The sequence below is a fragment of the Pseudomonadota bacterium genome, assembly GCA_026388315.1.
Classification (GTDB): Bacteria; Desulfobacterota; Syntrophorhabdia; order Syntrophorhabdales; family Syntrophorhabdaceae; genus MWEV01.
The window spans coordinates 154,513-166,649 of sequence record JAPLKA010000055.1 but is presented as its reverse complement, the minus strand read 5'-3'; the positions used below and the strand labels follow the sequence as shown (position 1 = coordinate 166,649).

Genomic DNA, 12,137 nt, shown 5'->3' with positions numbered 1-12,137 from the left:
TCCAACAACCGTGGGAATCTACTAACAAGTTAATTTTAGAACTGCTTTTGCAAGCCCCAAAACCTCCAGAGGTAATTCATGCTGGTTCTTTCTCCGCATATCCCTCATGACAATTATCCCTTTTGCAATCTCATCGTCCCCCAGAATCAAAACATAATCCGCACCGAGGCTATCCGCAAAGCGCATCTGGGACTTCAACGATTTACCTTCATACGCATAGTTAAAGGATAACCCTTCACTGATAAATGACCTCAGGATTGGCACAAGGTAATTTTTTGCCTCTTCGCCGACATATGCAAAGAAATGAGAAGGTTTTCCGGACAAAGCATCAATTGAAGTAATCAATGCAAGTCTTTCAACACCTATTGCGAAGCCGATAGCGGGTGTGGATGGTCCACCCATTTCTTCAACGAGATTATTGTAACGCCCACCTGCAATGAATGCCTTCTGGGCGCCAAGGTCACCGGATGTTATTTCAAAAACCGTTTTAGAGTAATAATCAAGGCCCCTCACGAGCCTTTTGTTGATATTAATGGCAACGTTAAAGTCATTTAAGTGCTTCAAGAAGGTTTCAAAATGTGTCTTGCAACCCTCACACAGCGAATCAAAAAGAAAGGGTGAACTCTGAGTAACATCAATACATTGAGAATTCTTGCAGTCAAATATTCTCAGAGGGTTTCTCTCCAGACGGCGGAGACAATCCTCGCAGAGATGGTCTTTTTTTGTTTCAAAATATGACACAAGTTCATTTCTAAAGGATTCACGACATTCTTTGCAACCCACGCTGTTGATTTCAACGATATATCCGGCTACATTAAGTTCCTTGAGTATGAGCGTGATCATCCAGAGAAGTTCCGCATCAATCAGGGGGTCGTCTGTCCCGAAGGTTTCCACGTCAACCTGGTGAAACTCCCTGTACCTCCCCTTCTGAGGCCTTTCATGTCTGAACATGGAGCCTATGGTAAATACTTTCGATATCCTCTCCTTTGCATACAGCCCTTCCTGGAGATAAGCCCTCACCATCCCTGCTGTAGCCTCAGGCCGCAGGGTAACTGAATCACCCCCCAGATCAACAAAGGTAAACATTTCTTTTTCAACGATATCCGTCGTATCACCTATGCTCCTCACAAAGAGCTCGGTCTTTTCAAGCACAGGTATTTCAATTTCCTTAAACCCAAAAAGATTAAAATATTTCCTTGAAACATTTTCAATAAGATTGAACTTCTGTATCTCCTCACCAAAAACATCCCTGAATCCGCGTAAAGTCCTTAGTTTTTCCATCTCTCCTCACCAAAAAACGTTTAAATATCGACACATTACTAACATAAAACATACGGAATTTAAAGCTAATTTAACAGTCCAGCATGTTATATTCCGAAGTTCTCCATTGCCCAGGCGACCCGTGTCTCCGGTGTCTCGAATACATTTTGGGGTGCCGCTTCTACCGTCTTGAGGCGTTTCAAAAGGCCACTGCCATTGGCCAACTGGATTGCAAGACCCGGACGTGCATTTAATTCGAGAAGGACCGGACCCCGTTCCTTATCAATCACAAGATCAGCGCCAATGTAACCAAGGCCGACCATATCTGCAGCCTTTGCCGCAATAAGAAGCATTTTTTCCCAGTAAGGTATTTGAATTCCGTTCACGGGGTTGCCTGTATCAGGATGATGGGTAATGAGATTTGAATGGTGGACGGCCATTAAGGTATTACCGTCTTTAAAATTAATTCCCGCGCCGATGGCCCCACGGTGTAAATTGGCCTTCCCGTCAGAAGCCTTTGTGGGCAGCCTGACCATGGACATCACGGGAACGCCCTTATATACTATAATCCTTATATCCGGCACCCCCTGGTAGGTTACATCGGCAAAAACAGGGGCAGGATGGATAAGAGACTCAATAATTGCATAATCCTCCAATCCTTCAAGGGAGTAAATACCCGAAAGAATCCCGGAAATATGATACGAAAAGTCCTCCCAGGGGATTTCTTTCCCACTCTGTGTAACATAAGTTTCTTCGGTATGATTGATAATGAGCACTATTCCACTTCCGCCGGAGCCGCGTGCCGGCTTGGCAACAAATTCCCGGTGGTCTTTGAGGAGTGTTTTCAGCTCTGAAATTCCACCATGATGAAGAACGACATGATAGAGGGTTGGCGTGGGTATCCCGTGCTCCATGGCAAGTTTTTTTGTTAATACCTTGTTGTCTACAAGCGGAAAAGAAGACCGGGGGTTGAAGACCATTATATACTCTGCATTCCGGTTGTTCATGCCAAGGATGCCGGATGTCCTCATATTCCGGATTGTATAGAGGATCATCATGAACCTCTTATGGCGCGAAAACGAATAAACTCGGAAATTCTGTAACCTGTATAGCGGCCTATGAGGATTTGAATACCTACTATTGCCATGAGAAGTTCCGGATAGACAAAAAATGTCAGTTGCAGTGGTTCCCAGCTTATAATCACATAGGTCAGTACCGACACGGCAGCACTTCCGCAGGCAGTCCTGAAGGCCTCCAATGTTCCCGATTCTTCAACAAGGACGAAAAACCTTTCAATGGTCATGGTAAGGATTACAAAGGGAAGGAGGCCTACTGCCATAAATTCCCTTAATCCATATTTATTCCCGATGAGGGCAAGAATAGTAAAACCACCAATGACGAGTGTCAGCATGACTGACATGCGCGGCACAAGGAGAAGCCTGAGCTTATCCAGGAAACTGCGTACAATGTATCCAAGAAGAATAACACCGAAAAAGATTCCAAGACCATAGATGAGCCCCGTACTCCTGAAAGAGAGCGCCATAAGGACAGGCATAAAAATGCCGAATGTCGGGAAACCGACAATATTGCGGAGCACACTGATCATAAGCGCACCAATAGGCACGAGCAGGAGTATCCGGAATGTCTTCTGAAACTCAGGGGGCAGCCTGAAAAGCGACCAGGTGTCAAGAAAACTCTTTGATCGCGTCGTACGCTCAGCATGTAAGCTCCACCGGTCTGCAACATACCTCACCAGAACCCAGCGTATATCCCTGATTTCGCCATTCGTCAACCGGACCGCAGGGGCACCGCCATTGGCAAGCGGAAGAAATGAAGTATAATCCTGATACACATCCCCGGTTTCGACCCACACGTTCAACCACTTCTTGCCATCCCATGCCTCTATCCATTTTGACAATTTACCCGTCACACTCTCTCTGAGAAAGAGCCCTTCTGATTGGTGTGCCGGAATATTCGCGCTCTGGCATAGCATTAAAAGTGCCTTTGCATTGCCATATTTTTCTTTTACCTTAGCCCATGCATTCATATCTTCCTTATCGGGGGCAGGTGTTCCCCATATTCCTGATACAGTCCCTGCGATGGCAGTTATCCTCTCATGCAATGGAAGGTTGTCCCATTTGTCTGTCAAGCGTCTCGCAATGACCTTTTCTGTATCTCCTCCCGAAAACAGATATTCTTTTGAATCCGGCAGTACGGCTTTAAAAAAGCGTTTAGGACGCAAAAGGACCGTGGCATGATAAAATATCAGTTCTTCCCATGGAACTCTTCCCTCATGTCCTGACCAGACGCCAAACCTGTTCTGCCCTTCATTAAGGATATTGAAATTCAGTGTTCCGGAAGATATTTTCTCCTCAACGAGCATCCGCCGGGGGTAGTCAATGGGGATTCCCAGTGATATGTCGATCCCTTTGCCGTTATTTTTAACATGGGCGTCGATGGAGAGGCGCCATGTTTGGCCTGGCGCTGCCGGAATGACAGGATAACCAAGCCGGACAACACGGTAAACAATAATTGCGGCAGAAAAAATAAAAAGCGAAATCACCAGGATAGTGGTAAATCGCCTCACTTTTGCGAAGCCTCAGGACAGGTAGGCGGTACACGCCCACTCCGTGTGGTATCTACAAGGAATGACTCTTTCAGGATATTTCGTCCGATTAACATAGGGTATGTCATTTTTGACCGGTTGTTGAGGTTCACCTGTGCACGAAAACGTTTTGAACCGATACAGATTTCCATCTCTACTACAGGCCTTTTTTTCACTTCACCTGTAGACTTTACTGTCCGCCAGTCAACAATAGGAAGACAGAGTTTGAGCCCCCCCCCATACTTTTCGGGCAAATAAAATTCAGCCATACTATCATCTTTTATTATCAGATTCCGGGCATCAAGTGAAGATGTCGCTGCTCCCGTGTCAATACGGGCGGGTAATTTTACACCCCATGGCAGGAGAATTACATCTTCAACAGTACCGATGATGATTTTGTCATTGGCCATTGTTATCGTAAACAACAAATGCAAAAAAATAACAATCAAAATCAGCATAATACATCTCTTGACCATTGCAGGTAAAGTAAACTGTTTTGTCATTGCACTGTACACAAGCATTTAAACAGGTTTTTTTGCCTCTACAAGGCAATCCATCTTTTCACCGGTCCTTACCAGTTTTATATCAACAAACCCGGCCTCTTTCAATGTATCTTTAACCTCAACCAGAGTATACGTATCCCCACCATGTGTATTTACAAGCATATTTATAGCAAAAAGTGCCCCGGAGGGAGGGTTTGTCCTTGATTCATCCATAATATGGTCTCTGATAAGCAATGTTCCGCCTGGTCGCAATACAATGAATATCTTTTTATATAGCTCTAAGTTCTCTTCAGCGCTGTTCTGGTGGATGATTGCCGAAAGCAGCGCCAGATCGCACCCTTCGGGGAGTTCATTCTTATAAAAATCCCCTGCAACAAGTGTCACGCGATGGGAAAAACCCTCAGATTCGAGTCTCTTCTTTGCTAAGGGTATCACCTCCTTCAGGTCATAAAGAACAGCTTCCATCTTCGGATTCTTACTGAGAAATGCCATTGTATAAGTACCGGATGCCCCTCCGATATCAAGCATCCGCTCAAAGCGGCTTACGTCAAAAGAACCTGCAATTTCGGATGAAAGGGTCCTGCCAATGACATGCATGGCACCAATAAAGGCTTCCCTGCTTTTTTTATCTGATCCCTTTATCACCTTGTGTCTTCTGCTTGTCTTTCCTTTTACGGTATCGGTGAGCAAACTCCAGGTATCCCAGAGTCTGTTAAAATGGAGCACCATGGGAAGAATAGTCCCGGAATGGCGGGATGAGAAAAAAGCACCTTTCTCTGCATTGGAATAACGGTTATCTTCTTTTTTGACAAAACCAAAGGCCACAAGGCAATCAAGCACCCTTGTCAAACCCTTCAGATTAAAACTGTACCTCTCCGCGATCTCTATTGCAGTTAAAGGTTTTTCATCGAGTTTTGTAAATAAATCGAGTTCTGAAGCCGTAAGGACTACACGGCTTTTCATGAAGTTCATTACTTCTGTCATAATGGTTTGAGGACTCTCCATTCAGTAACCTCTCCTGTTTATTTAACCACAATCCCTCTCCGATCCATTAACCCTATAATATAATTGCAGTAATGTCCAACATTTTATGGAAAATCACGCTCCGCTTCGATATAATCCCATAGCAAATATCCGAAGAAAGGAGCCTTCAGCGGCCATATCCAGGCAGGTAACGCTGAGGTGCGGATTCGTTTTGAAGTGAGAAGATCGCCGGACACATGAAAGGGTTCCACGAAAGAACCGACAAGAGAGGTGCGTACTTAAAAAAGAGTACGTTATAACAACATGATTTTACATGGTTTATTTTTTAATAAAATTTTACTTGACAGGAGGAATATAGGATGTCCCCTTATCCCCCCTAACGGGGAGCAAGGATCTCAAGGAGCTTCTTCGGCCCCCAGGTGGGATGTTTTAATCGGGCCTGCACGAGAGCTTCACTGATTGCCTCATCGGTGAGATGTGGACAGGTGTGGGGTCTTCGTGATCTGTCTGCCAGTCCTTCCGGTCCTTCCTGTTCATACCGTTCCACCCACTTGTAGCCTGTCTTCCTGCTGATATTGAATTGAAGACACAGTTCATTAAACGGGAAATACTCATTCAGGTATTCTGCAATGAAACATACTCTCTGGTCCATGACGGTAACTCCTTTCCAACCCATAGATACCTCCTCGTGTCTATGAATTAATACAAAAGTGTTACCTATGTCCCCGTTCGGTCAATTGGCCTCTATCTCCTGCCCTCTGTCAAAGCTCTCTCCTGTGCCCCCCTCTTATTTTACCTTTGACGTCGTCACTCTTCCGGAAAGGATCACTAGAAATGATCCGTCAGATTGGTAACCCATATCAATAACCTGAAACCCTGGCTCAAGTACAGCCTGGGCCTTGCTTTCTATAAGATCATGCGTTACTACAAAGTTCTCAACCTTAGTATATGAGGATATATCAATACCCGCCCTCTCGATCGCTTGGAGTTTGGCGTTAAGCAACGCCTCTTGATAATCCTGCTGCCTCGATTTGCCCCCGGGAGAATAACCCTTAATCAAAACATCTACAGATTTGGCAACAGTTTCGACCTTTAGTGGGGCTGCATTGTCTTGCGCATTATAAACCTTTGGCAAGTAAATACTTGCTATGACACCGCCAGAATTATCCCAAAAACCAATATCAGCACAATTTGGCCGAAAAGACAACTCGCCTGAGGAACTGGCCACCATTACAACATAACTTCCAATGAGGAATTCTTTTTCATTACCAATCTTGCCGAGTAACGACATAGCACCATATTCGGAATTGTAACGAATTTCTCCGGCAGAACCGATATATCCATCAGGGCCACAATCAGGTGCAAAACCTTTATTCCAAAGTCCACTTGCTCGTATGATAAATTTTTGTCCTTCTCGTAGCATGATTTCCGAATCTTGCCAACCTGTTCTGGCGCTTACAGCCATATCTTTTTCAAGTTTATAACTGGAATCTACTTGAGGAATCGTCTGGTTCTTAATATTTGGATATGCACAACCGGTCAGTAAGCATAGATAAAATAAAAATATGATAAATAATCTTTTCATTATCAGCCCCTTCGTAGTTGTAATGTTTTACGCGCCACAGTTAATATATCAAATATACTTGATTTGAATATTATACTTTTCAATGAAGGAATGACAAGCTTTTTTCGAGTATAATCAAAACCTTAATTTATGATGAAATTGTTTTTGCTGATATTGCATGGTAAAAGCAAATGTACTTTTTTGTAGTTTTTCTGTCCACGATTGCCAGTTGAATTATTGGCCAACGGAAAGGAGCAACATGTTGCCTCTTGCAGGAAGCAATTGAACAGAATTGCGTTATCAGAACAAATCAATATGATACATTCCGGCTTCACCACAACCATCCAGTAGAAGCCTCTTATCAAGACTTAACGTTGGAAGGATAAAGGGGGTATCATAACCCCTTTATCCTCTCCCAGCATTACTTGCCGACTGGCTTCAGCGGCAACAGTCGCCCCACATGACCCAGCTGGTTGTCAAATACTCGCCCAGTCTCGTCAAATCGGAAAATATGGCCCCAAATGCTGAATTCACGGTTCTCTGGTTTTCCGCCAGGATACGTCCATGTTCCTGCTGCTTTTGTTCCTTTGTTATAACCCGTTGCCCGCCATTGTTTCGATGAAGGGATATACTGGACAGTATAGCGTTCTCCCCCCTTAATCGTTCCAAGGGGCCAGTTTTTTTCATTAGAATCTGTGACCGCATCCAGAACAACGTTCACCGGCTGTCCGCTGGATAAGATAGAAATCCAATTCAAGAACTGAGGCTGGCTGGTGTCGGCAACACGGAAGGAACCGGAGGCAATTTCCTGAGACCCGGATGAGACAACTACTTTATATTCACCCACCGGCCAGCGCTTTCCGGGTGCCAATGTGTAATTGAACTCTGCCCAATTATTGTTTGGGTTTAGGGTAATCTCTTCTCCACCCATAAAAAAGGGACCTTTTTGGCTCAGAAAATACCAGGCTGATTTGATCTTTCCCTGTGATCCGGTCCTGTCCAGACGCATCCACATGTAAATGGGGTTGGTATCCGGCGAAAACGAGCCAGCAGCACCAACTGGTTTACCATCACGAACACCTGTGGCAAATACAAGCTCCTTCACAACAGGCATTGTAAGTGTGGTATCCGGCCGTTTGGCAGCACCTTCCCACCAGCGGCTTATCTTTATCTCCGATGCTTTGATTGTCCTACTGATTCCGAAGCCGGGGATAGCATATACAACGGACCCAGCAGGTACTTCCCGCTCCGAGCCGGTCACAGCTTCTTTCACCCTTGCCTTTCCTTCGAGTACCAAAAGCCCTGTTTCACCGTTGTATCCCACATCCACAACTGCCTTTCCTGCAAGCGTTATCTGGGCAGAGGGTGTTAAAATAAACACATATTCTGGAGAACTTGAAGCTGCAAAAACAATGGGACTTTTTACAAAATCAGTTGCTATCGAGCTGTCCTGTTCATCAAGGGAAGCTAATAAGGTGTGTTTGAAATTATAAATAAAATCTCCACCGCCGTTTACTGTTCCTTTAACGCTGGAATGCTCGGACGAACAGAATACTGCTTGTGGTCCTAAATATGTAAAATCATAAACATTATCTTTTATTTTTACATATTCAGTATCTGATGATTTGCTTTTCCTGTATTTCACCTTTGTTAAGCTCTTTGGACAAATGTTCGGGTAGGTTGCCTCAAGAATAAGCCTGTTCAGTTTTATAATATTTTTTGCTTCAGCCTCAGATAGTTGCGAAAATCTTTTTTGACGGTAATTTTGTGTTTCATAGACAAGCTTTTCAGCTTCAGGGCTCAATATCTTATTTTTCTCGCGCCAGATATCATAAAAATTGGGCACCTGGAGGAGTTCGTTCAGCCTTTCTATAGAATCGTCCGGCTTTTGCAATACAATTTTATATCCATCTCTTGTTATTGCCTTACTTAGGGCTCCAACCGCCCCGGCCCGGAATTCATCCATGGAAAAGTAGGTAGCAGCAGTGTAAGTACTTATTATTTTACCGTAGTTCTCGGGAAAAAGATTCCTGACCGTACCTTCAAAACCCCTTTCTTTTTCCTTCGTTTCTTCATCCGGAGCTTCTGTTGGGAGCAGTGCCGGCAAAAGTGCAGGCTTATTGGAGAAGGCAAGCTTATCTTTCAGCGATTCAGGGATGTTCATTTTTTTACCTTTATTATTGATTGCATAAAATTTCCCTGTATTATCTCTGACCACTAAGAATGCATCCTTGCCGATAATCTCCTGTATGGCCTTTTGGAGCGGAGGTTTAGCTTCCATCAAACGCCTGACGCTTTCAAAAAGAAAAGGAGGCAATTCTTTCTGAACGTATGGCTCAACCTTCTGAGCGCCGCCGCAGGCTGAAACAAGTTTCTCCAGTCGGGAAAGGTATTGCGACCACGCACATTTTTCATAATCCTGGAATGTGCCTTTGCTCCATACGGTACGGCATTCTGCAGGCCCCCAATATTTGTCTCCTTTTGGGTCTTTAGGCAGACCTCCATCAACTGCTTTCCAGACATATTCGAGGTCTTCGGGAATGACCGCATACCATGGGCTTGTTCCGGTGTAGAACCGTCTACTCTTCTCGCCTGATTGAATCTTTTGGTAGCTTTGTCGTTCGGATTCAATTTGAGATCTCGCTTTTGAGCAATCCTTGTCTGATGGACCTGCGTATACAAAGGCGCTTAAACCAATTATTATTACAGTAAAAAAGAGAAATAATTGCATAATGCCCCCATTCTACAGAAAGTAGGTTTCTTTGGTAATTGGCCTCCTCAAGTATAGCGGATTCACAGAGAATGTCAATTTGCTTTTCAAAACATTGATCTGACAAATCTATCCGGGCGTTTTTAAGAGCGATAGCGTGCGAAGCATCGTCCTTGTTGTCTTCGCAGATATAGATACAATCTCCGACACAGTGTCGGAAAAACCTTCCGACACATAATCGGGAGACCGGTCGTAGTTCACCGGTTCGCTCATCACCCCCTTCACATCATAGTTTTTATCGGGATGTCTTGCTTGAATGAATGCGAGAATTCCTTTGGCCTGACCCATGGGAGGATGAGCGTAGAGCGTAGAGGGAAATAATGAAAGGTGAAAGCGGAGGGACATCACGCAAGCCTTAATCCTGCCGAAGGCAGGACAATCACGGAATTTAAGACACCCCGTTCTTTAATAGATTCCATAAAGGAAAATAAGAGAATATTGTCTCACCGAAAATTGCTGTAAAAAGTAAAAAAACTACCCAAAGACCAAAACAAAAATGTACAATATATCATGGCTCCGATATTTTTCTCTGTATTCGATTTTTTTACAGTTAGCAGCAGCTCCGTTCAGACGGGAAGCCTGCGTATTTAACATACATTTATCCTCTTGGAGGTTTCGTATGAAAATAACCAATCTTGACAAGGTAGAGAAAGTTAAACTCAATATTGAAGGGGCAAAAAATACATATAAGCAGATCCCCATATCAATGGGTGACGGTTCTCCGGCATATTCTTTCCGGGTTTTCACCATTGAGCCGAACGGCCATACCCCGTATCATCAACATGCCTTTGAACATTTGAATTACATCATCGAGGGTAATGGCGCCGTTGTCATGGAAAACGGGTCAGAACGTCCTGTCAAAAAAGGAGATTTTGCCCTTATCCTGCCTGGCGAAACACACCAGTACCGGAATAAATCAGCAGATAAGCCATTCGTTTTAATCTGCGCCGTTCCGAAAGAGTACGAATAGATTCCCACGGGCTTGTCCGCTGGAATCTATTCAGCTCACACGGTGAGCGAGAGGGGGAGGCCGGGACACCCGCTTGCGGGTCGTGGCTTTGCCGGTGGAGGGCGATGTTAGCCCCTGTCAGAACAAAGAGTCTTCAGCACGCACAGCGTGCGAGAGTGGGGAGGCTCCGACGGCTTTGCCGGTGGAGGGGGCGACGTTAGCCCCTGTAACTGAGCGCCTCTTTCGGGCAGGTGACCACACAGAGACCGCATTTCAAACAATCTCCTTTAAAGGACATCTCCTGGTTTTCCTTCATTTCATAAGGGGTGAGCTGCATAGGGCATGTCTTTCCACAAAGCTTGCACGAAACGCAGGATTCTGTATCAATGGCAAGTTGATCCCTGTTCTTCCCTACCCAGTTTGACATTGACCCTATCGGGCATATATAGCACCATGAACGCTGCTGGAAGACAAGGGCAAGAATTATCCCGACGGCTGTCGTAATGGTAAGGAGCACCATAAAAAACCTGCCGATGGCATATGGATCAGGCCAAAACCTTATGATCTGGACAGTGAGCATCCCTATGAGGAAGGCAAGCACTCCAATGCGAACAGGTAATGAGCGTAACCAATCCGGAATTTTCTTTTCAGGGCTTATTGCTTTCATATAAGCATCCGCGAAGGAACCTCTCGGGCAGAACCAGTTGCACCATTTTCTTCCTTTTACGCTCGCCATGCTGATACCTGCAACCATACAGAGCGGGATAAAATACCCGATGAGAGGGAAAAACCAGCCTCCGCCAAGGAGTATAAGAAAGAAAGTTCCCATAACAATCTGCTTGCTCATCCGTGACTTTTTCATATTTTTCAAATTTTCTTTCGCGTTCATAATCCTTCAGTTAATAATGCCTTTTAAAGAGTTTGTCAAGATGCACAACAAATTCCTATACTAATTACAAATAGTTATTGCAATTTTAGAATCTTGTGCTAATAGAGATAGTAAGGAGATAAATTTAAAAAGGGTGGTGATGGTCATGTCGATTATGGAAGCATCTCCAACAAAAGAATTTGATCTTTTTCGGGGAGTAAGTCAGCGTGTCATGAGTGAAATTGGCAAGAACAGCGAGGAAATAGTTATTGAAAAGGATTCGGTCATATTTAGAACAGATGAGGAAGCGCTTTACATTTATGAGCTCGTAGAAGGAGAGGTAGATATTGTTTTGCTTGAGAGAGAAAATATGCATTATACCATGACTCGGCCTGGTGAAATTTTTGGATGGTCTGCACTCGTTGAACCCTATGTTTATACCGCTACAGCGCGTTGCAGTGAGGGTGCAAAGGTAATAAGGGTTTCCAGGGATACGATAGAAGATGTCATAAAAAGACATCCTGCTGAGGGTTTATTCATTTACAAGCACCTCACGGGTATTGTCGCTCAGAGGTTACGAAATGCCTATCAGCATATTTATCGCCAGTAGTAAGCTGCTCTTTTTCAAAATGCT

The 12,137-nt window shown here is 44.4% G+C and carries 12 protein-coding genes; 2 read left to right on the top strand and 10 right to left on the bottom strand.

Annotation, left to right across the window (positions count from 1 at the left end; genetic code table 11):
• Positions 1–21: 21 nt before the first annotated feature.
• From hisS to NTX75_08315, 9 genes are all read right to left on the bottom strand, one after another.
• Positions 22–1,281: a histidine--tRNA ligase gene (gene hisS / locus NTX75_08355; protein ID MCX5816238.1), complete on the bottom strand. Its 1,260-nt coding sequence runs from the start codon at positions 1,279–1,281 to the stop codon at positions 22–24.
• 86 nt (positions 1,282–1,367) lie between these two features.
• Positions 1,368–2,318 carry an alpha-L-glutamate ligase-like protein gene (locus tag NTX75_08350; protein MCX5816237.1) on the bottom strand — a complete coding sequence of 317 codons (951 nt, stop codon included), beginning with the start codon at positions 2,316–2,318 and terminating at the stop codon, positions 1,368–1,370.
• Entirely contained in the window at positions 2,315–3,847 is a 1,533-nt protein-coding gene (locus NTX75_08345) for a UUP1 family membrane protein (protein MCX5816236.1), read from the bottom strand. The genes NTX75_08350 and NTX75_08345 overlap by 4 nt, the downstream gene beginning before the upstream one ends.
• Positions 3,844–4,323 (bottom strand): RimK/LysX family protein, encoded by a 480-nt coding sequence (locus NTX75_08340; GenBank protein ID MCX5816235.1) that lies wholly within the window; start codon positions 4,321–4,323, stop codon positions 3,844–3,846. Before NTX75_08340 ends, NTX75_08345 begins: the two co-directional genes overlap by 4 nt.
• Before the next feature lie 63 nt (positions 4,324–4,386).
• Positions 4,387–5,373, bottom strand: coding sequence for a methyltransferase (locus NTX75_08335; protein ID MCX5816234.1), 987 nt, complete (start codon positions 5,371–5,373; stop codon positions 4,387–4,389).
• A gap of 355 nt (positions 5,374–5,728) precedes the next feature.
• Positions 5,729–6,028 carry a helix-turn-helix domain-containing protein gene (locus NTX75_08330; protein ID MCX5816233.1) on the bottom strand — a complete coding sequence of 100 codons (300 nt, stop codon included), beginning with the start codon at positions 6,026–6,028 and terminating at the stop codon, positions 5,729–5,731.
• Between the two features lie 111 nt (positions 6,029–6,139).
• A complete protein-coding gene (locus NTX75_08325) occupies positions 6,140–6,937 on the bottom strand; it encodes a hypothetical protein (protein ID MCX5816232.1) in 798 nt (265 codons plus the stop codon).
• 400 nt (positions 6,938–7,337) lie between these two features.
• Positions 7,338–9,647: a hypothetical protein gene (locus tag NTX75_08320; protein ID MCX5816231.1), complete on the bottom strand. Its 2,310-nt coding sequence runs from the start codon at positions 9,645–9,647 to the stop codon at positions 7,338–7,340.
• Positions 9,648–9,755: 108 nt separating this feature from the next.
• Positions 9,756–10,031 (bottom strand): hypothetical protein, encoded by a 276-nt coding sequence (locus NTX75_08315; GenBank protein ID MCX5816230.1) that lies wholly within the window; start codon positions 10,029–10,031, stop codon positions 9,756–9,758.
• Positions 10,032–10,305: 274 nt separating this feature from the next.
• Between NTX75_08315 and NTX75_08310 the strand changes: the two genes are divergently transcribed.
• On the top strand, positions 10,306–10,656 hold the full coding sequence (locus NTX75_08310; GenBank protein ID MCX5816229.1) for a cupin domain-containing protein: 351 nt from the start codon (positions 10,306–10,308) through the stop codon (positions 10,654–10,656).
• 196 nt (positions 10,657–10,852) lie between these two features.
• Here NTX75_08310 and NTX75_08305 read toward each other — a convergent pair whose 3' ends face one another.
• Complete coding sequence (locus NTX75_08305) at positions 10,853–11,524, bottom strand: 4Fe-4S binding protein (GenBank protein MCX5816228.1); 672 nt, start codon at positions 11,522–11,524, stop codon at positions 10,853–10,855.
• A gap of 145 nt (positions 11,525–11,669) precedes the next feature.
• On the opposite strand from NTX75_08305, the gene NTX75_08300 reads away from it, so the two are divergent.
• Positions 11,670–12,113, top strand: a complete 444-nt coding sequence (locus NTX75_08300) for a Crp/Fnr family transcriptional regulator (protein ID MCX5816227.1) — start codon at positions 11,670–11,672, stop codon at positions 12,111–12,113.
• Positions 12,114–12,137: the final 24 nt, after the last annotated feature.